Source organism: Bradyrhizobium pachyrhizi (assembly GCF_029714545.1).
Taxonomy (GTDB): Bacteria; Pseudomonadota; Alphaproteobacteria; order Rhizobiales; family Xanthobacteraceae; genus Bradyrhizobium; species Bradyrhizobium pachyrhizi.
In genome coordinates this window covers 2,442,477-2,464,184 of the sequence record NZ_CP121667.1, presented here as the reverse complement: position 1 = coordinate 2,464,184, position 21,708 = coordinate 2,442,477, and the positions used below count along the sequence as shown (strand labels likewise).

The 21,708-nt window shown below is 65.5% G+C and carries 19 protein-coding genes; 14 read left to right on the top strand and 5 right to left on the bottom strand.

Going from position 1 to position 21,708, the window contains the following annotated elements; genetic code table 11:
• The first annotated feature begins 218 nt into the window (after nucleotides 1-218).
• The 7 genes from smc (at nucleotide 219) to QA639_RS11255 (ending at nucleotide 9,775) form a co-directional block, all read left to right on the top strand.
• Nucleotides 219-3,683: a chromosome segregation protein SMC gene (smc, locus tag QA639_RS11285; protein ID WP_283089773.1), complete on the top strand. Its 3,465-nt coding sequence runs from the start codon at nucleotides 219-221 to the stop codon at nucleotides 3,681-3,683.
• A 134-nt stretch (nucleotides 3,684-3,817) separates the two neighbouring features.
• Entirely contained in the window at nucleotides 3,818-4,783 is a 966-nt protein-coding gene (locus tag QA639_RS11280; RefSeq protein WP_283089772.1) for a small ribosomal subunit Rsm22 family protein, read from the top strand.
• Nucleotides 4,784-5,049: 266 nt separating this feature from the next.
• The gene (locus QA639_RS11275; protein WP_283089771.1) at nucleotides 5,050-5,991 is read left to right on the top strand and encodes an IS110 family RNA-guided transposase; all 942 of its coding nucleotides are present in this window, start codon (nucleotides 5,050-5,052) and stop codon (nucleotides 5,989-5,991) included.
• 148 nt (nucleotides 5,992-6,139) lie between these two features.
• Nucleotides 6,140-6,700 carry a LemA family protein gene (locus tag QA639_RS11270; protein ID WP_028333175.1) on the top strand — a complete coding sequence of 187 codons (561 nt, stop codon included), beginning with the start codon at nucleotides 6,140-6,142 and terminating at the stop codon, nucleotides 6,698-6,700.
• Between the two features lie 146 nt (nucleotides 6,701-6,846).
• A complete protein-coding gene (locus QA639_RS11265) occupies nucleotides 6,847-8,076 on the top strand; it encodes a M48 family metallopeptidase (RefSeq protein WP_028333176.1) in 1,230 nt (409 codons plus the stop codon).
• A gap of 226 nt (nucleotides 8,077-8,302) precedes the next feature.
• Entirely contained in the window at nucleotides 8,303-9,046 is a 744-nt protein-coding gene (locus QA639_RS11260; protein WP_016839706.1) for a P-loop NTPase family protein, read from the top strand.
• Between the two features lie 60 nt (nucleotides 9,047-9,106).
• Nucleotides 9,107-9,775 carry a P-loop NTPase family protein gene (locus QA639_RS11255; RefSeq protein ID WP_157340477.1) on the top strand — a complete coding sequence of 223 codons (669 nt, stop codon included), beginning with the start codon at nucleotides 9,107-9,109 and terminating at the stop codon, nucleotides 9,773-9,775.
• Between the two features lie 158 nt (nucleotides 9,776-9,933).
• Here QA639_RS11255 and QA639_RS11250 read toward each other — a convergent pair whose 3' ends face one another.
• Together QA639_RS11250 and QA639_RS11245 are read right to left on the bottom strand one after the other, a co-directional pair.
• Nucleotides 9,934-10,473: an adenine phosphoribosyltransferase gene (locus QA639_RS11250; RefSeq protein WP_018273383.1), complete on the bottom strand. Its 540-nt coding sequence runs from the start codon at nucleotides 10,471-10,473 to the stop codon at nucleotides 9,934-9,936.
• Between the two features lie 115 nt (nucleotides 10,474-10,588).
• Nucleotides 10,589-12,754 carry an anthranilate synthase component I gene (locus QA639_RS11245; protein ID WP_283089770.1) on the bottom strand — a complete coding sequence of 722 codons (2,166 nt, stop codon included), beginning with the start codon at nucleotides 12,752-12,754 and terminating at the stop codon, nucleotides 10,589-10,591.
• A gap of 356 nt (nucleotides 12,755-13,110) precedes the next feature.
• Between QA639_RS11245 and QA639_RS11240 the strand changes: the two genes are divergently transcribed.
• A complete protein-coding gene (locus tag QA639_RS11240; protein ID WP_244978366.1) occupies nucleotides 13,111-14,109 on the top strand; it encodes a VOC family protein in 999 nt (332 codons plus the stop codon).
• A gap of 215 nt (nucleotides 14,110-14,324) precedes the next feature.
• Here QA639_RS11240 and QA639_RS11235 read toward each other — a convergent pair whose 3' ends face one another.
• The 3 genes from QA639_RS11235 to petA form a co-directional block, all read right to left on the bottom strand.
• Entirely contained in the window at nucleotides 14,325-14,999 is a 675-nt protein-coding gene (locus QA639_RS11235) for a dienelactone hydrolase family protein (RefSeq protein ID WP_028333180.1), read from the bottom strand.
• A gap of 183 nt (nucleotides 15,000-15,182) precedes the next feature.
• Complete coding sequence (locus QA639_RS11230; RefSeq protein WP_157340483.1) at nucleotides 15,183-17,255, bottom strand: cytochrome c1; 2,073 nt, start codon at nucleotides 17,253-17,255, stop codon at nucleotides 15,183-15,185.
• Between the two features lie 72 nt (nucleotides 17,256-17,327).
• Nucleotides 17,328-17,858: a ubiquinol-cytochrome c reductase iron-sulfur subunit gene (petA, locus tag QA639_RS11225; protein WP_016839713.1), complete on the bottom strand. Its 531-nt coding sequence runs from the start codon at nucleotides 17,856-17,858 to the stop codon at nucleotides 17,328-17,330.
• A 277-nt stretch (nucleotides 17,859-18,135) separates the two neighbouring features.
• Here petA and QA639_RS11220 point away from each other — a divergent pair, with 277 nt between their 5' ends.
• From QA639_RS11220 to QA639_RS11195, 6 genes are all read left to right on the top strand, one after another.
• Entirely contained in the window at nucleotides 18,136-18,621 is a 486-nt protein-coding gene (locus tag QA639_RS11220; RefSeq protein ID WP_028333182.1) for a tRNA (cytidine(34)-2'-O)-methyltransferase, read from the top strand.
• Nucleotides 18,622-18,631: 10 nt separating this feature from the next.
• Entirely contained in the window at nucleotides 18,632-19,264 is a 633-nt protein-coding gene (queE, locus tag QA639_RS11215) for a 7-carboxy-7-deazaguanine synthase (RefSeq protein WP_028333183.1), read from the top strand.
• A 27-nt stretch (nucleotides 19,265-19,291) separates the two neighbouring features.
• On the top strand, nucleotides 19,292-19,657 hold the full coding sequence (locus QA639_RS11210) for a 6-pyruvoyl trahydropterin synthase family protein (RefSeq protein ID WP_028333184.1): 366 nt from the start codon (nucleotides 19,292-19,294) through the stop codon (nucleotides 19,655-19,657).
• A 2-nt stretch (nucleotides 19,658-19,659) separates the two neighbouring features.
• A complete protein-coding gene (gene hemF / locus QA639_RS11205) occupies nucleotides 19,660-20,556 on the top strand; it encodes an oxygen-dependent coproporphyrinogen oxidase (protein ID WP_157340487.1) in 897 nt (298 codons plus the stop codon).
• Complete coding sequence (locus tag QA639_RS11200) at nucleotides 20,547-21,287, top strand: HAD family hydrolase (RefSeq protein WP_157340489.1); 741 nt, start codon at nucleotides 20,547-20,549, stop codon at nucleotides 21,285-21,287. Before hemF ends, QA639_RS11200 begins: the two co-directional genes overlap by 10 nt.
• A gap of 111 nt (nucleotides 21,288-21,398) precedes the next feature.
• Complete coding sequence (locus QA639_RS11195; protein ID WP_157340491.1) at nucleotides 21,399-21,665, top strand: YodC family protein; 267 nt, start codon at nucleotides 21,399-21,401, stop codon at nucleotides 21,663-21,665.
• Nucleotides 21,666-21,708 lie beyond the last annotated feature (43 nt).

The following is a 21,708-nucleotide window of genomic DNA, read 5'->3' as shown; positions in this document are numbered from 1 at the left end:
AATTCGCACGATGCGAATCGTCGAGGACATGCAAGGGCCATAAAACCCTGCAAATCCCTTGGGAAAAGCTTGCTCAAGCGGTTGCCCTCACGCGCTCGCATCGCCATTGTCGCCGCTCATGAGAGCTGCACGCAGCAACTCACCCACACACCGACATTGCCTTCCATGGTATTGTCACGGCAGGGAGATTCGCGCCCGGCCAAACGAGATTTGTGTACATGAAGCTCACGCGCCTCCGCCTGCACGGTTTCAAGTCGTTCGTTGAACCCACCGATTTCATGATCGAGCCGGGCCTGACCGGCGTCGTCGGACCGAACGGCTGCGGCAAATCCAATCTCGTCGAAGCGTTGCGCTGGGCGATGGGCGAGACCTCGCACAAGTCGCTGCGTGCCGCCGACATGGATGCGGTGATCTTCGCCGGTTCCGGCAACCGTCCGGCGCGCAACCACGCGGAAGTCGTGATGACGATCGACAATTCGGATCGCTCGGCGCCGGCTGCGGTGAACGACAGCCAGCTCCTGGAAATCTCCCGCCGCATCGAGCGCGAGGCGGGCTCGGTCTACCGCATCAACGGCCGCGATGTCCGTGCAAGAGATGTGCAGATCCTGTTCGCCGATGCCGCCACCGGCGCGCGCTCGCCGGCGCTGGTCCACCAGGGCAAGATCGGCGAGATCATCCAGGCCAAGCCCGAGCAGCGCCGCCGCGTGCTGGAAGACGCCGCCGGCGTGGCGGGTCTGCATGCCCGCCGCCACGAGGCGGAACTGCGGCTGAAGGCGGCCGAAACCAACCTCACCCGCGTCGAGGACGTGATCGGCCAGCTCACCGGCCAGATGGAAGGCCTGAAGAAGCAGGCGCGCCAGGCGATCCGCTACCGCGAGGTCGCGGCCAAGGTGCGCAAGTCCGAGGCCATGCTGTTCCATCTGCGCTGGATCGAGGCCAATGCCGACGTCAACGACGCCGCGCAGACCCATGACATCTCCGTACGCGAGATGGCCGAGCGCACCCGCGAGCAGGCCGAATCCGCCCGCATCCAGGCGATCCGCGCCGCCGAATTGCCGGCGCTGCGCGATGCCGAGGCGCGCGCCGCCGCCGGCCTGCAGCGCCTGACCAACGCGCGCGAGATGCTCGACCGCGAGGAGCAGCGCGCCAAGGAGCGCGTCGGCGAACTCGATCGCCGCCTCACCCAGTTCGCCCAGGACATCGCGCGCGAGCAGCAGCAGACCTCCGATGCCGACATCGCGCTGCAGCGGCTCGACACCGAAGATGCAGAGCTGAAGGAAGAGATCAAGTCGCGCGTCGAGAAGCGCTCCGGCGTCGACGAGCGCGTCGCCGAGGCCGAGGAGATCCTGGCCGCGACCGAGCGTCAGTTCTCCGAGCTGACCACGCAGCTCGCCGATCTCACCGCCAAGCGCAACCAGCTCGAAGCCGGTGTGCGCACGCATCGCGACAGGCTGGCGCGGCTCGATCAGGAGATCGCCAGCGTCCAGGCCGAGGAAGCCAAGCTCGCGCAGGAGACCGGCAATCTCGGCGACATCGACGCGCTGGCCGCCGCCATGGAGATGGCGCAGCAGACGCTCGCCGAGTCCGAGGCCGCCGTGCAGACCAGCGAGGCGCATCACGCCGCCGCGCGGCAAACGCTGGAAGCCTCGCGCAATCCGCTCACCGAAGCGGAGAAGCGCGTGCAGCGGCTCGAGACCGAGGCCCGCACCATCTCCAAGCTCGTCACCAGCGAGACCAAGAATCTGTGGCCACCGATCATCGACGGCATCACCGTCGCCAAGGGGTACGAGAAGGCGATCGGCGCCGTGCTCGGCGACGACCTCGATGCGCCGGTGGATTCCTCGGCGCCGATGCGGTGGACCAATATCGGCGTGGCCGGCGAAGATCCTTCGCTGCCCGATGGCGTCGAGCGGCTGGCCGACCATGTCCAGGCGCCGCCGGAATTGGCACGCCGCCTGGCCCAGATCGGCGTCGTGGCCAAGGAACGCGGCGCCGCGCTGGTGTCGCAGCTGAAGACCGGCCAGCGGCTGGTGTCGCTCGAAGGCGACGTCTGGCGCTGGGACGGCTTCGTCGCCGACGCGCATGCCCCGACCGGCGCCGCCCGCCGTCTTGCCGAACGCGCCCGTCTGGTCGACATCGAGCACGAGTTGGAACACGCTCGCATCGATGCCGCCGCCAAGCGCCAGGCGCTGGAGACGGCTGAAGAGGAACTGCGCTCGGCGGCCGCCGCCGAGGGTGCCTCGCGCGAAGCCGTCCGCGCCGCCCGCCGCGAGGCCGACGCCGCGCGCGAACGCCATGCCGCCACCGAGCGCGAGATCAACCGCCACGCCGCCCGCAAATCGGCGCTGACCGAGGCGCACAGCCGCGTCGCCGCCGACCGCGCCGAGGCCGAAGCCGCGCATGAGAGCGCGGCTGCCGCGCTCGCCGAACTGCCGCCGGGTGTCGAGACCGAGGCCCAGCTCGCCGCGGTTCGCGCCGAGATCGACAACCAGCGCCGGGCCGCGGCGCAAGTCCGCGCCGAGGCGCAGGCGCTGGCCCGCGAGGCCGAGCTCGCCGACCGCCGCGTGCAGGCGATCGTTGCCGAGCGCAATGAGTGGCAGAACCGCAAGACAAGCGCCGCCTCGCAGGTCGAGACCGTCGAGGCGCGCATCGCCGAGGTGTCGGCCGAGCGCGAGGAACTCGCCAACGCGCCCGAAGTCTTCGCCGAGAAGCGCAGCGCGCTGATCACGGAGATCGAGCACGCCGAAGGCGATCGCCGCATCGCCGCCGACGCGCTGGCGACCGCGGAAGCCGCGATGGCGGAAACCGATCGCCTCGCCAAGGCCTCGCTCGAAGCGCTGTCCTCATCCCGCGAAGCTACCGCGCGCGCCGAAGAGCGTATGGAAGGCACGCGCCGCCGCCTCGCCGACATCGAGCGCGAGATCCACGACATGCTCGAGGTCGAGCCCAGCGCGGTCGTCGGCATGGCCGAGATCGAACCCGGCCAGGAGCTGCCGCCGGTCGCGCAGGTCGAGGAAGAGCTCGAAAAGCTGCGCCGCGACCGCGAGCGGCTCGGTGCCGTCAATTTGCGCGCCGAGGAAGAGCTCAAGGAAGTCGAGACCCAGCACACCGCACTGACCACCGAACGCGACGATCTCGTCGAAGCGATCAAGCGGCTGCGGCAGGGCATCCAGAGCCTCAACCGCGAGGCGCGCGAGCGCCTGCTGACCTCGTTCGAGACCGTCAACAACCACTTCAAGCGGCTGTTCACCGAGCTGTTCGGCGGTGGCGAGGCCGCACTGCATCTGATCGAGAGCGACGATCCGCTCGAGGCCGGCCTCGAGATCATCGCCAAGCCGCCCGGCAAGAAGCCGCAGACGCTCTCGCTGCTCTCGGGCGGTGAGCAGGCGCTGACGGCGCTCGCGCTGATCTTCGCGGTGTTCCTGACCAACCCGTCGCCGATCTGCGTGCTGGACGAGGTCGACGCGCCGCTCGACGACCACAACGTCGAACGGTTCTGCACCCTGCTGAACGAGATGACCGGCTCGACCGAGACGCGCTTCATCATCATCACGCACAATCCGATCACGATGGCGCGGATGAACCGGCTGTTCGGTGTCACCATGGCCGAGCGCGGCGTGTCGCAGCTGGTGTCGGTCGACCTGCAGGGCGCGGTCGACATCCTCGACCAGAACGTGGCGTAACGATTAAATGCCGTCATTCCGGAATGGTCCGAAAGACCATATCCGGAATCTCGAGATTCCCCAGGGGCGCAATTGCGCCCCTGAGGTTCGATGCTGCGCATCGCGCCGGAATGACGTGCAAATGACGGCGAGCCATGACCTCACCCGACCTCCCCGCCGAACTCAGAGCAGCCCTCAACGCCAGGCTCGAAGGCCTGTCGCGCAGCGACGCCGCCGGCCGCGCGGCGGTGATCTCGCAGACCTATCGCGAAGGCGGCGGCTCCTCGACGATCAGGACCGAGACCGATGCGCTAGCCTATGCGCTGGCGCGGATGCCGGCGACCTATGCTGCGGTCGTGGCATGTCTCAATGCGCTGACCGAGATCAGGCCGGACTTCGCGCCGGCGCGCCTGCTCGATGTCGGCGCCGGCCCGGGCACCGCGACCTGGGCCGCCGCGGAAGCGTTCGCGTCGCTGCGGGACTTCAATCCGCTTGATGCCAACGGCGCGTTGCGGACGCTCGCCGAGGGGCTGTTTCACGGCAGCATTCGCCTGCATGACATCAGCTACGAACTCGGCCAGGCGCGTGCCCTGCTCGACAAGGCCGAGCCCGCCGACCTCGTCGTCGCCAGCTACATGATCGGCGAGCTCGGCGACGCGGAGCGCGGGGCGCTGGCCGATGCGCTGTGGTCGAAAACCAGCGACACGCTGCTGGTCGTCGAGCCCGGCACGCCCGCCGGCTATGCGCGGATCATCACACTCCGCGCGCGATTGATCGCTGCGGGTGCGCATGTCGTTGCCCCCTGCCCGCATGACGGCGGCTGTCCGCTGGTCGCGCCCGACTGGTGCCATTTCTCGCAGCGCCTGCAACGCTCCCGCGCGCACAAGCAGCTCAAGGGCGCCAACGTCCCGTTCGAGGACGAGCGCTTCGCCTATGTCGCGCTGAGCCGCACCAAGGCCGCAGCGCGCCTGTCCCGCGTGCTGGCGCAGCCGGATCTCGGCAAGGTCGAGATCGCGGCCAAGCTGTGCACACCCGAAGGCGTCACGGTCGCCAGAGTGCCGCGCCGAGCCAAGGGCGATTACGCCCGCGCGCGGCACTGGCGCTGGGGCGATGCGGTCTAGTTACTTGCGTCGTCCCGGCGAAGGCCGGGACCCATAACCACCGAGGTTTGTTGCGAGTGAAGTCGTCGCCGCTTGCGCCCCTTCCGCGGGCCGCGGCGTATGGGTCCCTGTGTCTTGGAAGTCTGTCAGGATGGGTTGGGCGGGAAGCCGTTGGGTCCTTGGCGCTTGACGCCGTGAGCCGGCTCGGCCTCCCGCCCGTTCCATTACCAACCTGAACAGTTGCACGAGGCTGCGCCAACAGACCTCGCATCACAGGGACAGGCACCGTGATCATACCCCCTCGTTATGTCGGAATCGACGTCTCCAAGAAGCATCTCGATATCTTTGATGAAGCTGACGGCGTGTCCAGGCGCATCGCCAACGCGGCACAGGCCATCACACAGCAGGTGGCGCGTTGGCGATGCGATGCGCTGGTCGTCTTCGAGGCCACGGGCGCCTATGACCTCGCGCTTCGCGAGGCCCTAAGCCAGGCCGGTGTCCGCTTCGCTCGGATCAATCCGGCTCGAGCTCGCGATTTTGCGCGGGCCAGCGGCCAACTTGCCAAAACCGATCCGATCGATGCACGGATGCTGGCGGCCTTTGGCCGGGTCATGCAGCCGGCAGCCGAGCGGGCCGCCAATCCCGCCCGCAACGCTTTGGCAGGGCTTGCAAAACGGCGGGACCAACTGGTTCTCATGCGCGCGCAGGAGAAGAACCGGCGCAGCGAGGCCGACGACCGCGCCATGGCCGAACGGATCAGTCGGCTCATTGAGGTTCTCGATGGCGAGATCGCCGAGATCGAGGCCGATATCAACGCATTGACCAAGGCCGAGCCGGAGATCGCGGACGATGCGCGGTTGATGCGCTCACTGCCGGGCGTGGGTCCCGTGGCTTGCATGCAGCTGATCGCGAAGATGCCGGAACTTGGACATGTTGGAGCGAAGCAGATCGCCGCGCTCGCGGGCCTTGCCCCCTTCAACGTCGACAGCGGCGCCTTCCGTGGAAAACGCAAGATCGCCGGCGGCCGAAAGCGCGTTCGTGACGCCCTCTATATGGCGGCTCTGAACGCGGTTCGTCGGGCCGATCCATTCAAGGCCTTCTACGCGCGGCTGCGACAGGTCGGCAAACCAGCCAAGCTCGCTCTCATTGCCGTCGCCAGGAAGCTCCTAACGGTCCTCAACGCCATGATGCGCGACAGAAAGCCCTACCTGCAGACCAAGCCGACATAACAGTTGCCGGCCTTCGCCGGGACGACGATATTGAACTAATTTGCGGCCATCACCGACTAACGCTTGCCCACCTTTCCGCGGCGGGCTGCCCTGCGCCCCGATCTTGGGCTACGGTGCCGCCGTCTCGTCCATCAGGAGCTGCCCCGTCATGTCGACCAGCTGGATCGTTATCGGCGTCATCGTGCTTCTCATGCTGTTTGCATTCGGCGCTTACAACCGCCTCGTGGCGCTCAGCCAGCGGGTCGGACAGGCCTTTGCCGACATCGACGTGCAGCTCAAGCAGCGTCACGACCTGATCCCGAACCTGGTCGAAACGGTGAAGGGCTATGCCGCGCATGAGCGCGGCACGCTCGACGACGTCATCAAGGCGCGCAATTCGGCGATGTCGGCGCAGGGTCCGGCCCAGGTCTCGGCGGCGGAGAACCAGCTCTCCGGCGCGCTCGGCCGGCTGATCGCGCTGTCGGAGGCCTATCCGGACCTCAAGGCCAACGCCAATTTCCAGCAACTCGCCTCGGAGCTGTCCGATCTCGAGAACAAGATCGCCGCCAGCCGTCGCTTCTTCAACAACGCGGTCCAAGAATACAACACCGGCATCCAGCAGATGCCGGCCGCGCTGTTCGCCGGCATGTTCGGCTTCACGCGCAAGGATTTCTTCGACCTCGGCGCCAGCCGCACGGAGGTCGAGGCGGCGCCGAGCGTGAAGTTCTGATTACTTCCTTCGAGATGACGCCCCTTCGGTCATTCCGGGGCGATGCAACGCATCGAACCCGGAATCTCATCTCACTCACTAATCTCGAGATTCCGGGTTCGCGCGTGCCACGTGCCCCGGAATGACGGTGGAAGCGGACGCGCACCATGGCCGCCTATGGTCTCTACACGCATATCGCGTCGAACAAGTTTCGTTCGATGCTGCTGCTTGCCGGCCTGTTCCTGCTGATCTACGTGCTGGTCTATGCCGGCGCGCTGGTCGCGGAGGTGATGATCGATAGCGGCCGCACCGTCGACTATTACCTGACGCGGGCCTCGCGCGACCTGGTCTCGGCCTTCCCGTGGGCGACGATCGCGGCAGCGGCCTGGATCGTGATCGCCTATTTCTTCCACCAGAAGATGATCGATGCCGTCACCGGCGGCGAGAGCGTGACGCGGCAGCAAGAGCCGCGGCTCTACAATCTCCTGGAAAATCTCTGCATCTCGCGCGGCATCCCGATGCCGAAGCTGAAGGTGATGGACAGCCTGGCGCTGAATGCGTTCGCGACCGGACTGAACCGGAGCCAATACGCCATCACCGTCACCACTGGCCTGTTGAAGGCGCTGAACGATAAGGAGATCGAGGCCGTGCTCGGCCACGAGCTCACCCATATCAAGAACGGCGACGTGCAGCTGATGGTGATCGCCGTGATCATCGCCGGCGTGGTCGGCTTCTTCGGCGAGTTGTTCTTCCGCCTGTTCACAAACCTGTCGTGGAACTCGAGCGGCGGCGGAGGCGGCTGGTCGTCTTCATCCTCTCGCTCCTCGTCATCCTCCTCGGACCGCGACAGCAAGGGCTCGGGCGGCGGCGCGATCATCGTGATCATCATCGCGGTCGCGCTGATCGTGCTGGCCTGGCTGCTGTCGCAAGTGGTCAAGCTCGCGCTGTCGCGCTCGCGCGAATTCCTCGCCGATGCCGGATCGGTGGAGTTGACCAAGAACCCCGACGCGATGATCTCGGCGCTGCGCAAGATCGAGAACCGCGGCGAGCTGCCGGACGCCACCTCGGCGGTGATGGAACTCTGCGTCGACAATCCGCGCGAGGGGTTTGCCGACCTGTTCGCCACCCATCCCTCGGTGAAGTCCCGGGTCGATGCCCTGGTGAAATATGCCGGCGGCCACGATCCCGGACCGCTGGCGCTGTCGGACGAGACGGAGCCGCAGGATGAGCCGTCCGCGGCAGGCGACCAGCCTCCGCCGGCGACCCATGGCCCATGGGGCGATACGCCGCCGGCGCAGCCGAACAATCCGCCGCCGCTTCCGGGCACAACTCCCAGGCAGGGACCGTTTGGTCCGCTACAAGGTCCGCTCCAGGGCCCTTGGGGCCCGCGCCGCTGACCGCTTTAGCGGTTTGATTTGACCATGATTGCCTCGGAAAATCGGCTGCGCATTCTTCCGGATCATGGCCCTAGCTTACTCAGTCCATTAAGGAAATTCCCACCAAACCGATCGTGGGCGCCTTAAGGAATTGAATTCTCCCTCGTTTCTGCCATGTTCGCGCCCAAAGCAGTGTGGGGACTTGCCGATCGCCATCGCGATCGGGAGCGCGCTTTAAGGGACTTCCATGGCAAAGCCGGTTGTGATTGTGGTGGGTGCCGACAAGGGCGGGGTCGGCAAGACCACCGTCTCGCGGACGCTCCTGGACTATTTCAGTGCCAATAACGTGCAGACCCGGGCGTTCGACACCGAATCGCCACGCGGTACGCTGAAGCGCTTCCATCCTGACATCACCGAGATCGTCGACATGACGACGACCGCGGACCAGATGAAGATCTTCGATACGCTGAACTCGGGGCCCTCGGTCACCGTGATCGACGTTCGCGCCGGCCTGCTGTCACCCGCGCTGGCCTCGCTGCGCGATATCGGCTTCCTCGACGCGGCGCGCTCCGGCCAGATCACCTTCGCCGTGTTCCATATCCTCGGCCCGTCGATCGCCTCGCTGGACGAGATCGCCGAAACTGCCAACTTCATGAGCGGCGCGAAATATTTCCTGGTGAAGAACTTCATCAACGACACCCAGTTCTTCCAGTGGGACCAGGCGACCTACAATTCCTACTTCCACCGCATCAAGGATGCCGTGGACCTGACCATCCCGAAGCTCAACGAAATGGCCTATGAACAGGTCGAGGTCTCCTCGGTTCCGTTCCTGAAATTCGTCGCCAACAAGGGCATCAACGACGACGCCGCCAACTACTCCTTCGTGCTGCGCGGCTATGTCCGGCACTGGCTCGCCAATGTCTGGAGCGAGTACGACCGGATCAAGCTGACCGACCTCGTCGGCGCCAAGTCGGCCAAAGGCGAAAAATAGTCGGACCTTCGACCTTGATGGGGCTGGATTAGGCGAAAATTTGGCCTGATATAGCGGGCGATGTCATCCACGCCCGTTTACATCATCTGCTCGCCCCGCCCGCAGGTCGGCAAGACGCTGATCGCGCGGCTGCTCGGCGAATTCCTGTTGCTCAAGAACGGCGACGTGGTCTGCTACGACATCAATCTGAAGGAGCCATCGCTGCTCGACTATCTGCCGCGGATCACCGAAACCGCAGACGTCATCGACACCTACGGCAAGATGCAGCTGATGGACCGCGTCATCGTCAATGACGGCATCGGCAAGGTGATCGACCTCGGCTACCACGCGTTCGACGAATTCTTCAAAATGTGCGACGAGATCGGGCTGATGAAGGAGGCGCTGCGCCGCCGCGTCTCACCCGTGATCCTGTACGTCGCCGATACCGACCGCGCCTCGGTGCGCGGCTACCAGACGCTGCTCGGCACGATCCCGCCGAATGCGCTGATCGTCATCGACAACGAGTTCGTGGTGCGCGGCGAGCTGCTGCCGGTCATGACCGGCAGCCGGGTGCTGCGCTTCCGCGCGCTGCCGGTGTTCCTGAAGACCTATATCGACCGGCTGAACTTCTCCTTCACCGGCTATCTGCGCCAGGAAAAGGATTCATCGACCGAGCTGCATCAATGGATCCGGCGGAATTACACGACGTTCCGCGATCTCGAATTGAGCATGCTGCTGCAGCGGGGATAACTCTGCTCCCTCGCCCCGCTCTTGCGGGGAGAGGGTCGGGGTGAGGGGCTGGTTCCGCAAATTCGACCGAGATTGGAGTGCGCGGAGAGTCCCCCTCACCCGGATCGCATCTTCGATGCGATCCGGCCTCTCCCCGCACGCGGGGCGAGGCTAAGAGATCAATGTCCCTCGAACGCCATCAGCGTGCGCACCGGAACGTCCATCGCGCGCAGCTTGGCCGCGCCGCCGAGGTCGGGCAGGTCGACGATGAAGCAGGCAGCGACCACATTGGCGCCGATCTGGCGCAGCAGCTTCACCGCGCCCTCCGCAGTGCCGCCGGTCGCGATCAGATCGTCGACCAGGATCACGCGCTCGCCGGGCTGCACGGCGTCGGCATGCATCTCCATCTCGTCGATGCCGTATTCCAGCGAATAGGCGATCCGCACCGTGGTGTGCGGCAGCTTGCCCTTCTTGCGGATCGGCACAAAGCCGGCGGAGAGCTGATGCGCCACCGCGCCGCCGAGGATGAAGCCGCGGGCCTCGATGCCGGCGACCTTGTCGACCTTCGCCCCCGCCCAGGGATGCACCAGCTCGTCGACCGCACGACGGAAGGCCCTCGCATCCGCCAGCAGCGTCGTGATGTCGCGAAACAGGATGCCCTTCTTCGGGTAGTCCGGGATGGTGCGAACGGTCGCCTTGATGTCGTGGTCGAAGGTCATTGGTCTCGCTCTGAGGGTCATTCCGGGGCGATGCGAAGCATCGAACCCGGAATCTCGAGATTCCGGGCCTGGTGCTAACGCACCATCCCGGAATGACGATGGTTAAACTTTGCCTTCACTTGCTACTCACATTAAGCCGGAATGCATTCTCGACAATGCGCAGGCCCACCTCGTTGCCGAGCGACATCAGCGATTCCGGGTGGAATTGCACGCCGCCGACCGGCAGGGTCTTGTGCTCGATCACCATCGCGACGCCGTCTTCGGTGGTCGCGGTCACCGCCAGTACCTCGGGCACGCTGTCGCGCTCGACAAACAGCGAATGGTAGCGGCCGATCACGATTTCATTGGGCAGGTTCCGCATCAGCCGGCCGCCGCGCACCTGGACGCGCGAGGGACGGCCGTGCGCGGGCTGGCCGAGCTGGCCGAGCTGGCCGCCGAAATACTCGCAGATCGCCTGCACGCCGAGGCAGACGCCGAAGATCGGCAGCTTGTTCTCGAGCGCGGTGTCGATGGTCTTCGCGATGCCGAAATCCTCCGGGCGGCCCGGCCCGGGCGACAGCACCAAAAGGTCCCAGCCCTTCTTCTTGAGCATGTCCTGGGCATGGACGTGCCTGACCACGGTGACGTTGGCGCCGACCTGGCGGAAGTAATCGGCCAGCATGTGCACAAAACTGTCGTCGTGATCGATCAAGAGCACGTTCTTGCCGGAGCCGGTGGCGTCGGGCGCGAAATCGGACAGCGGCTTCGGCGGATCGCCGCGCAGCGCCTGGAACAGCGCCGCCGCCTTGACCTGGCACTCGCGATCCTCGGCAGCCGGATCGGAGTCAAACAGGCAGGTCGCACCGACGCGCACCTCGGCGAGGCCGTCCTTCATCCGGATGGTCCGGATGGTCAGCCCGGTGTTGATGCTGCCGTCGAAATTGACGCAGCCGATCGCGCCGGCGTACCAGCGCCGCGGCGACCGCTCATGGTCCTCGACGAATTGCATCGCCCACAATTTCGGCGCGCCGGTCACGGTCACGGCCCAGGCGTGGGTCAGGAAGGCGTCGAGCGAATCGAAGCCCGGCCGCAGCATGCCCTCGACGTGATCGACGGTGTGGAACAGCTTTGAGTAGGTCTCGATCTGACGCCGCGCCAGCACCTTGATGGTGCCGGGCACGCAGACGCGCGCCTTGTCGTTGCGGTCGACGTCGGTGCACATGTTGAGCTCGAACTCGTCCTTCTCCGAGTTCAACAGCTTGCGAATCTGCTCGGCATCGCCGATCGAATCCGAACCGCGCGCGATGGTGCCCGAGATCGGACAGGTCTCGACCCGGCGGCCATCGGAACGGACGAACATCTCCGGCGACGCCGAGACCAGGAATTCGCCGTCGCCGAGATTCATCAGCGCGCCGTAGGGCGACGGGTTGATGCGGCAGAGCCGCTGGAACACTTCCGCCGGCGAGCGCTCGCAGGGCTCGGCAAACAGCTGCCCGGGCACCGCCTCGAACAGATCGCCGCGGGCGAACGCCGCGCGCGCGACCTCGACGGTCGCCTGGTACTCGCCCGGGGCGTGATCGGCAAAGCCCTGCCGGCCGTTCCTGGCGTAGAGGCTCGGCGCGGTCTCCTGCGACAGGCCGGCCGTGGATTTGCCCTTCCACGCGAACTCGTAAGTGAGCGCCACGCCGCGGCCGGTGGCGCGGTCATAGGCCAAGAGACGGTCCGGCACGTAGAGCACGATGTCGCGCTGGTCGGCCTCGCGGGCGCGCTTCTGCACGAGGTCCTCGATCTGGAACACGAGGTCGTAGGCGAAGGCGCCGAACAGGCCGAGCAGCGGATCGGCATTGGAGGTGAACGCCGCCACCATGTCGCGCACCAGCGACATCACGCTGGCGCGACGCGTGCGCTGGTCTTCGTCGACCGGCGCGGCGCCGCGGATGATATGGCCGGCGAGCCGCGTTGCGGTCCGCTCCGAGATCACGACGCAGGGCTCGCGCAGCACGTCGCCGAGGAAGGCGATCAAGACCTCGCCGCGCGGGTTCAGCGCCTGCAACGAGAAGTTGGTGCCCGACGTCTCCAGCACCAGCGGCGGATCGGCAAAGCCGAGGTCAAAGCTCTCGTAGCGGCCCGGCACCGTCGTGCCCGAGGACAGCACCACGCCGCGGCGGCGGTCCAGCAGCGCGATCAAATCGTCGAGGCGGTTGGCGCCGCCGGTGAACTGCTCGACCACGCGCGCGACCGCAAGGCCGCCATTGGTCAGGTACTCGCTCTTGGCCGGCAGGGAGAAGACTGTCCTGTTCATGTGATCCTCTTACGAGACTTGCCGAGAGAGCGCCACACAGGACAAACGAAGGGCAAATAAACGAACCATCGGTCGCACTGCGATGGCGACCTTCGACGTTTGTGAAAAAAGAAAGCGCACCGGCCACCTATGAAAAGGTGGGCCACCAACGACGGGATGGGCTGGCAACGGTGCTCATGGCCCGTTACTCACCACCCGGCGCGGGCCGTGTCAAGAGATGGCCCGGCACCCCTGCCCCAAGGCGGGACGCCCCCTGGACGGCATTTTCGGGTTTGAAGGGGCAAGAAACCGCGTAGCATTCGTCGAAATGGCGGCCGGTCGTCCGCCCAAAAAACAGACAGATGGCGGAGGCGCAGATGGCGATTTTGGGTCTCGGATATGCCGGCTTCGGCTCCGACGCGCTCGACGACTGGCGGCAGTTCGGCACTGGCCTCGTCGGGCTGCAGGCGGTCGAATGCGGCAATTCGCTGCTCGCGTTCCGGATGGACGACCGCAAGCAACGCATCGTGATCGACCGCGCGCAGGGCGAAGGCACCCGGTTCTTCGGCTGGGAGGTGGCTGACCGTGCGGCCCTCGACGCACTGGCGGCACGGCTGGAGCGCGCCCGCGTCACGGTGACATCAGAGCCGCAGGCGCTCGCCGACGCGCGACGGGTGCGCGGCCTGATCTCGTTTCAGGATCCCGCCGGCAACCGTCTTGAGGCGTTTCATGGCGCCGAGATCGACAACACGCCGTTCAGGCCGGGCCGCTCGGTCTCCGGCTTCCGCACCGGGCCGCTCGGCCTCGGCCACGCCGTGCTGACCGTCGAGCACATCGCACCCGTGATGAGCTTCTATGTCGACGTGCTCGGCTTCGGCTTGAGCGACTACATCGAAAAACCGTTCCGCGCCTATTTCTTCCACATCAATGCCCGCCACCACTCGCTGGCGCTGATCGAGACCGGCACGAACGGCATGCATCATCTGATGGTGGAGCTGTTCTCGCTCGACGATGTCGGCCAAGCCTATGACGTCGCGCAGCAGGAAGACCGGGTCAACGTCACGCTCGGCCGCCACACCAACGACCTGATGACGTCGTTCTACGCCAAATCGCCGTCCGCCTTCATGGTCGAGTGCGGCTGGGGCGGCCGCGAGATCGATCCCGCGAACTGGACACCGTTCGAGATGCATGACGGCCCGAGCCTGTGGGGCCACGAGCGGGTCTGGCTGTCGCCGGAGGACCGGGCGGTCGCGCGCGAGATGCGGATGCGTGCAGCCGCCGAGGGCAAGCGCGCACCGGTGCAAGTGATGGAAGGTAATTTCAAGCTGATGTCGGGGACCTGCCCGTGGTGGGACGGGGTGCGAAATAACAGCTGACAGTCGGTAGCCCGGATGAAGCGCAACGCAATCCGGGCGACGAGCTATGCGTAGTGAGATGGCGCGCCTCACACTCACCTGTCGTCCCGGCGAACGCCGGGACCCATAACCACAGGGTGCAGTTGCTGGCGCATGACTACCAATCTGCCCATTACGGCGGTCGCGGCGTATGGGTCCCTGCTTTCGCAGGGACGACAGCTTGCTTGAGGATACACCTACCCTAGGTGCTTCTTGAAGAAGTCCGTGGCGCGGCCCCAGGCGAGTTCGGCTGCCTCGCGGTCGTGCACCGACTGGCGCTGCTCGTTGACGAAAGCGTGCTCGGCGTCATAGCGGAACAGCTCGAGCGACTTGCCGGCGGCCTTCATCGCCTTCTCGAAATTGCCGACGAGTTCCGGCGTGCACCAGTCGTCCTTGTTGGCGAAATGCGCCTGCAGCGGGATCCTGACGTCGGCGGGCTTGGCGGCCTGCTCCGGCGGGATGCCGTAGAACACGACGCCGGCGGTCAATTCCGGCACGTGCACCGAGCCGATGATGGTCACCGCGCCGCCGAGGCAGAAGCCGGTGAGGCCGACCTTGGCGCCGTTCTTGGCGAGATACTGCGCAGCGCCACGCACCGTCTGCGTGGTGGCGTCCATGAAGTCGAGCGAGTTCATCTCTTTGCCCGCGGCATCGGTGTCGTGATATGGCACCACCTTGCCCTTGTAGAGATCGGGCGCCAGCGCATCGAAGCCAGCCACCGCGAAGCGGTCGCACAGGCCCTTGATCTGGTCCGACAGGCCCCACCATTCCTGGATCACGACGACGCCGGGCGCGTTGCCGCGCGCCGCATTGGCGAGATAGCCCGACGCTTCCTTGCCGTCCGGACGCTTGAAGCTGATGCTGGTACCCATGAGTTCCTCCGCAATGTTTGCCGGCTGATTGGCCGGCATCTTGTCCGCACTCGGCGGTCGACGCAATTGACGACACCGTCATTCCGGGTTCGATGCTACCGCATCGCCCCGGAATGACGGAGAGATTGCAAACAAAAAAGCCCCCGAAGGGGCTTTTTCAAACTCGCTATACCGTACCCGAGATCAGTGGGCGTTGGCCCAGACCTTGCGCTTGGTGAAGTACATCAGGAAGGCGAAGACGACCAGGAAGAAGAACACCTGCATGCCGATCCGCTTGCGCTCCTCCATGTGCGGCTCGGCCGCCCACATCAGGAACGTGGTGACGTCATGCGCGTACTGCTTGACCGTCGCCGGCGAACCGTCGTCGAAGGTCACCTGACCATCGGACAGCGGCTTCGGCATCTTGATGGCGTGGCCGGGGAAGTACTTGTTGTAGTACGAGCCCTCGGGGATCGTGACGCCGGTCGGAGCCTTGTCCTCGAAGCCCTGCAGGATGGCGTCGACGTAATCCGGTCCCTGCTCCTGGTACTGGGTGAAGAAGTCGATCGCGAACTGCGGGAAGCCGCGCTTGTAGGACCGCGCCTTGGTGATCAGCGAGAGGTCGGGCGGCGCCGCGCCGCCGTTGGCCGCGCGCGCGGCCTGCTCGTTCGGGAACGGCGACGGGAAGTAATCCGCCGGGCGGCCCGGACGCTCGAACATCTCGCCCTGGTCGTTCGGGCCGTCCTTGATCTTGTATTCGGACGCGAACGCCGCCGCCTGCGCCGGCGAATAGCCGGGGCCGCCGGGATCGGCAAGGTTGCGGAACGCGACATAGGACAGGCCGTGACAGGCCGCGCAGACTTCCTTGTAGACCTTCAAGCCGCGCTGCAGCGAACCACGGTCAAACTTGCCGAAAGGGCCGGAGAACGACCACTTCTGGGCCGGCGGCGCAGTGCCGCCCTCATCTGCCTTGGCGTTCTGGGTGCCGCCGACGAGCAGGCTGCCGGCCACCACCATCGCGAGCATTACAGAGGCCGTGGTCGCGGCCCTGCCCTTGCTCTTCGCCAGCACGTCGTCGGCGATCGAGTTCGGCACCGGGCGCGGCGTCTCGATGCGGGCGAGCAGCGGCAGCACGATCAGGAAGTAGGCGAAGTAGCAGACCGTCAGGATGCGGCCGGCGATCACATAGATGCCTTCCGGCGGCTGCGAGCCGAGGTAGCCGAGCAGGATGCAGACCACCACGAAGATCCAGAAGAACTGCTTGGCCAACGGACGATACTTGGACGAACGGGTCCGTGCGCTGTCGAGCCAGGGCAGGAAGCACAGGATGATGATCGCCGAGAACATCGCCACGACGCCGGCGAGCTTGTTCGGGATCGAACGCAGGATCGCGTAGAACGGCAGGTAGTACCATTCAGGCACGATGTGCGCCGGCGTCACGCCCGGGTTCGCCGGGATGTAGTTGTCGGCATCGCCGAGATAGTTCGGCATGTAGAAGATGAACCAGGCGAAGAAGATCAGGAAGCAGGACACGCCGAACATGTCCTTGATAGTCGCATACGGCGTGAACGGCACGGTGTCCTTCTCGGTCTTGGCCTCGACGCCGGCCGGATTGTTCTGACCCGCGACATGCAGCGCCCAGACGTGCAGCACGACCACGCCGGCGATCACAAACGGCAGCAGGTAGTGCAGCGAGAAGAAGCGGTTCAGCGTCGGGTTGCCGACCGAATAGCCGCCCCACAGCAGGGTCACGATGCTCTCGCCGAAATAGGGCACGGCCGAGAACAGATTGGTGATGACGGTGGCGCCCCAGAAGCTCATCTGGCCCCACGGCAGCACGTAGCCCATGAAGCCCGTCGCCATCATCAGGAGATAGATGATGACGCCGAGGATCCACAGCACCTCACGCGGCTCCTTGTACGACCCGTAATAGAGGCCGCGGAACATATGGATGTAGACGGCGAAAAAGAACATCGACGCGCCGCAGGCATGCATGTTGCGCAGCAGCCAGCCATAGTTGACGTCGCGGACGATCAGCTCGACCGACTTGAAGGCGAGGTCGGCGTGCGGCGTGTAGTGCATCGCCAGGATCACGCCGGTCAGGATCTGCAGCGCCAGCATCATCGAAAGGATGGCGCCGAAGGTCCACCAGTAGTTCAGGTTGCGCGGCGTCGGATAGGCCACGAACGAGGAGTGGATCAGGCCGAAGATCGGAAGGCGCCGTTCGATCCACTTCAAGGCGGGGTTGCTCGGTTGGAAATCAGATGGTCCGCTCATTGATGCGATCCTGAAGAAGAAAAACGACGCGATGGGTCCAAGTGGAAGCTGAAATCCCGGAGGGGCCGGGACTTAGCCGATCTGGATTTTGGTGTCGGAAAGGAAGGCGTAAGGCGGCACCGCCAGGTTGGCGGGCGCCGGCCCCTGGCGGATACGACCGGAGGAGTCGTACTGCGAGCCGTGGCAGGGGCAGAAGAAGCCGTCGTAATTGCCCTCATGGGCGATCGGGATGCAGCCGAGATGGGTGCAGATGCCGATCACGACCAGCCACTGGTCGTGGCCGGCCTTGACGCGGGCCGAGTCGGGTTGCGGATCGGGCAGGCTCGAGAGCGCCACGCTCTGGGCCTCCTGGATCTGCTTCTTGGTGCGATGGCTGATGTAGATCGGCTTGCCGCGCCAGAAGACCTTGATGTCCTGGCCCTCGGCGATCGGCGTCAGATCGACCTCGATCGGCGCGCCGGCCGCGATCGTCGCGGCATCCGGGTTCATCTGCGCAACCAGCGGCCAGACGGTGGCGGCTGCGCCGACCGCGGCGGCAGCTCCGGTTGCAACAAAGAGAAAATCACGGCGTGTCGGATGGTCCGCCGAAGACGCTGTCGTCACGATTCCTAGCCCTTTCTTTTCTGCAGCCGGTGGAACCGCCCCGGAGACGCAGGACGCGCCCCAAGAAAGGCTGCCGGCGCCCGCGGCCCCCGCGGCGGCAGAAAACCGCTATTCCCCACCCCAAATGGCGGAACAGCAGTCCAGAATCGTTCTATTGGCACCCTTGCCGGACGAGCGCAAGCCCGCTATCGGCTCGCACACGTGCAATGCACGAAATCCGCGCCGAGCGATGTTTTATTGAGACAATTTCATCCGGATTTCACGGGCCGCCCGCACCATGCAGATCGCGCTGTTCCAGCCCGACATCCCCCAGAATACAGGGACGATTCTGCGCCTCTGCGCCTGCCTGGACGTGGCAGCCCATATCATCGAACCGGCGGGATTCGACACCTCGGACCGGAATTTCCGCCGGGCGGGTATGGACTATCTCGACCATGTGCGGTTGAAGCGTCACGACTCATGGTCGAAATTCGAAGAATGGCGGGCCGAGGCCGGATGCCGACTGGTGCTGTTCACGACCAAGGCGGCGAAATCCTATCTTGATTTCGCGTATACGGCCTCCGATGTCCTGCTGTTCGGGCGCGAGACGGCAGGGGTGACCGACGCGGTGGTGGCAGCTGCGGATGCGCGGCTGGTGATTCCGATCCGGCCGACGATGCGTTCGCTCAATGTGGCCGTCACGGCGGCCATGGCCGTCGGCGAGGCGCTGCGGCAGACCGGTTCAGGAAGCGCCGGTTCGGGAATTGCCGGTTCGGCAACTTAAGGGATTTTTGGTGAGCTACGCGGTCAAGGAGATCTTTCTCACCCTGCAGGGCGAAGGCGCCCATGCGGGCCGCGCCTCCGTGTTCTGCCGCTTCGCCGGCTGCAACCTCTGGAGCGGCCGCGAGCAGGACCGCGCCGGCGCCGTCTGCAAGTTCTGCGACACCGATTTCGTCGGCACCGACGGCACTCTGGGCGGCCGCTATGCGACCGCCGAAGAGCTTGCGGGAACCATTGCCGCGCAATGGACCGGGGGCGAAGCCGACCGCTACGTGGTCCTGACCGGCGGCGAGCCGCTGCTGCAGGTCGACGCGGCCTTGATCGATGCCCTGCACGGCCGCGGCTTTGCGATCGCGATCGAGACCAACGGCACCATCGCCCCGCCCGACGGGCTCGACTGGATCTGCGTCAGTCCCAAGGCTGCAGCCGAGCTCGTGGTGCGCAAGGGGCACGAGCTCAAACTGGTCTATCCGCAGGTGGAGAACACACCGGAGGATTTCGCGGGGCTTTCCTTCGAGCGCTTCTCGCTGCAGCCGATGGACGGGCCCGACGTGATCGAGAATACCGAGCGGGCGATCGCCTATTGCCTGAAGCACCCGCAATGGCGCCTCAGCGTGCAGACGCACAAGTCGCTCGGGATCAGATAAACTAACAGAATCGGATTGTTGAACGAGATGTGGGAATTGACGAAAGCGTTTCGGTTCGAGGCTGCGCATGCGCTGTCCGGAACGACCTTTGGCGCCGCCAGCGAGGAGATTCACGGTCACTCCTTCCGCGCCGAAGTCACCGTACGCGGCACGCCCGATCCGAAAACCGGCATGGTGGTCGATCTCGGCCTGCTCGAACGCGCGATGGCCGAGGTGCAGAAGACGCTCGACCACAAGTTCCTGAACAAGATCGAGGCGCTCGGCGTGCCGACGCTGGAGAATCTGTCGCGCTTCATCTGGGAGCGGTTGCAGCACGCAGGCAAGCTGACCCGCGTCAGCGTCCATCGCGACAGCTGCAACGAGAGCTGCACCTATTTCGGCCCGCAAGGTTAGTCATGCTGCCAACAGATCCCGCCATCATCGAGGACCGCAAGGCGCGTGCGCGCGGCTGGTTCGAGGCGCTGCGCAACGACATCTGCGCCGCCTTCGAGAAGCTCGAGGACGACGCCCCGTCCACGCTTTATCCCGGCGCCGCCGGCCGGTTCGCGCGGACCCCCTGGGACCGCACCGACCACACCGGCAAGCCCGGCGGCGGCGGCGTGATGTCGATCATGAAGGGCCGGCTGTTCGAAAAGGTCGGCGTGCACTGCTCGACCGTGCACGGCGAGTTCGCCCCCGAATTCCGCGCGCAGATTCCCGGCGCGGCCGACGATCCGAGGTTCTGGGCGTCGGGCATCTCGCTGATCGCGCATTTGCGCAATCCGAACGTGCCCGCCGTGCACATGAACACCCGCTTCGTCGTCACCACCAAGGCCTGGTTCGGCGGCGGCGCCGACCTGACGCCGGTGCTGAACCGCCGGCGCACCCAGGAGGACCCCGATACGGTCGCCTTCCATGCCGCGATGAAAGAAGCGTGCAGCGGGCCGAACGGCGTCGCCGACTACGGCAAGTACAAGAAATGGTGCGACGAGTATTTCTATCTGCCACACCGCAAGGAAGCCCGCGGCATCGGCGGCATCTTCTATGACTGGCACGACAGCGGCGACTGGGAGGCCGATCTCGCCTTCACCCAGGACGTCGGCCGCAGCTTCCTGAAAATCTATCCCGACCTGGTGCGGCGCAATTTCGCGGCCGCCTGGAGCGCTGAGGATCGCGACGAACAGCTTATCCGCCGCGGCCGCTATGTCGAGTTCAACCTGCTCTATGATCGCGGCACCATCTTCGGCCTGAAGACCGGCGGCAATGTGGATTCGATCCTGTCGTCGCTGCCGCCGGAGGTGAAATGGCCGTGATGAAGCTGCCGCGCGCGATGCTGATCGACATGGATGACACCATCCTGTCGGCCTATGGACGCCCCGAGATCGCCTGGAACACGATCACCACGGAGTTCGCCGCGGAGCTGGCGCCCCTGCCACCGGACCAGGTCGCGACGGCGCTGTTGGCCTATGCACGGCAATTCTGGTCGACCGCCGAGCCGATCTGGCGGATCAAGCTCGGCGAGGCGCGGCGGCTCACCGTGAAGGGCGGCTTCGCGGCGCTTGCGGCGGCCGGTCACCGCGCGCTGCCCGACGATCTCGCCGACCGCATCGCCGATCGCTTCACCGCCTACCGCGAGGAGGAGATGTTCGTCTTCCCCGGCGCGCATGAAGCGATCGACGCGTTGAAGGCGCTTGGCATCAAGCTCGCGCTGGTCACCAACGGCGCCGCCGACATGCAGCGCGCCAAGGTCGAGCGCTTCGCGCTCGGCCATCGCTTCGATCACATCCAGATCGAGGGCGAGCACGGCTTCGGCAAGCCGGAGGAGCGCGCCTACCTGCACGCGATGGAAGCGCTCGGCGTCACCGCACCGGACACCTGGATGATCGGCGACAATCTCGAGTGGGAAGTCGTGGCGCCGCAGCGGCTTGGCATCTATGCGATCTGGATGGACGTCCATGGCGTCGGGCTGCCGCCGGGATCGACCATCAAGCCGGACCGCATCATCCGCTCGCTGGGCGAACTGGTTCCTGCCGCGCGCAAATAACGCAGCGGCTGATTTCACAGCAAATCCACTGCGCCAGGCGCCGGCCGTGATTTGACTGTCATCACCGGTCGCTAGCCTGCCGCCCGCGTTATCCAGCGCGGAGGGAAAATCATGGAACTGAAACCAGGCGATGTTGTCATGCTGAAGTCCGGCGGCCATCCGATCACGGTCGTCGAAATCGACGAGGACAAGGTCGAGTGCCTGTGGATGGGTACGGACGGCGATCTGTTTCGCGAAACCTTGCCGCTCGTCGCGCTCGAATCGACCGAGCTCGATCCGGAGGACGATGAAGAGGAAGACGACGAAGACGAGGACGACGCGGAAGAAGAGGACGAAGACGACGACGGCGACCGCAAGAAGAAGCGCAAGGCGGCGTGATCTTTTGGCGCGATACTGACTGGCAGGTGCCGGCAGCATCGTC

Excerpts from the sequence above, each read along its gene's own strand:
- smc (WP_283089773.1), top strand. The coding sequence starts at position 219 with ATGAAGCTCACGCGCCTCCGCCTGCACGGTTTCAAGTCGTTCGTTGAA.
- QA639_RS11280 (WP_283089772.1), top strand. The coding sequence starts at position 3,818 with ATGACCTCACCCGACCTCCCCGCCGAACTCAGAGCAGCCCTCAACGCC.
- QA639_RS11270 (WP_028333175.1), top strand. The coding sequence starts at position 6,140 with ATGTCGACCAGCTGGATCGTTATCGGCGTCATCGTGCTTCTCATGCTG.
- QA639_RS11265 (WP_028333176.1), top strand. The coding sequence starts at position 6,847 with ATGGCCGCCTATGGTCTCTACACGCATATCGCGTCGAACAAGTTTCGT.
- QA639_RS11260 (WP_016839706.1), top strand. The coding sequence starts at position 8,303 with ATGGCAAAGCCGGTTGTGATTGTGGTGGGTGCCGACAAGGGCGGGGTC.
- QA639_RS11255 (WP_157340477.1), top strand. The coding sequence starts at position 9,107 with ATGTCATCCACGCCCGTTTACATCATCTGCTCGCCCCGCCCGCAGGTC.
- QA639_RS11250 (WP_018273383.1), bottom strand. The coding sequence starts at position 10,473 with ATGACCTTCGACCACGACATCAAGGCGACCGTTCGCACCATCCCGGAC.
- QA639_RS11245 (WP_283089770.1), bottom strand. The coding sequence starts at position 12,754 with ATGAACAGGACAGTCTTCTCCCTGCCGGCCAAGAGCGAGTACCTGACC.
- QA639_RS11240 (WP_244978366.1), top strand. The coding sequence starts at position 13,111 with ATGGCGATTTTGGGTCTCGGATATGCCGGCTTCGGCTCCGACGCGCTC.
- QA639_RS11235 (WP_028333180.1), bottom strand. The coding sequence starts at position 14,999 with ATGGGTACCAGCATCAGCTTCAAGCGTCCGGACGGCAAGGAAGCGTCG.
- QA639_RS11230 (WP_157340483.1), bottom strand. The coding sequence starts at position 17,255 with ATGAGCGGACCATCTGATTTCCAACCGAGCAACCCCGCCTTGAAGTGG.
- QA639_RS11220 (WP_028333182.1), top strand. The coding sequence starts at position 18,136 with ATGCAGATCGCGCTGTTCCAGCCCGACATCCCCCAGAATACAGGGACG.
- QA639_RS11210 (WP_028333184.1), top strand. The coding sequence starts at position 19,292 with ATGTGGGAATTGACGAAAGCGTTTCGGTTCGAGGCTGCGCATGCGCTG.
- hemF (WP_157340487.1), top strand. The coding sequence starts at position 19,660 with ATGCTGCCAACAGATCCCGCCATCATCGAGGACCGCAAGGCGCGTGCG.
- QA639_RS11200 (WP_157340489.1), top strand. The coding sequence starts at position 20,547 with ATGGCCGTGATGAAGCTGCCGCGCGCGATGCTGATCGACATGGATGAC.
- QA639_RS11195 (WP_157340491.1), top strand. The coding sequence starts at position 21,399 with ATGGAACTGAAACCAGGCGATGTTGTCATGCTGAAGTCCGGCGGCCAT.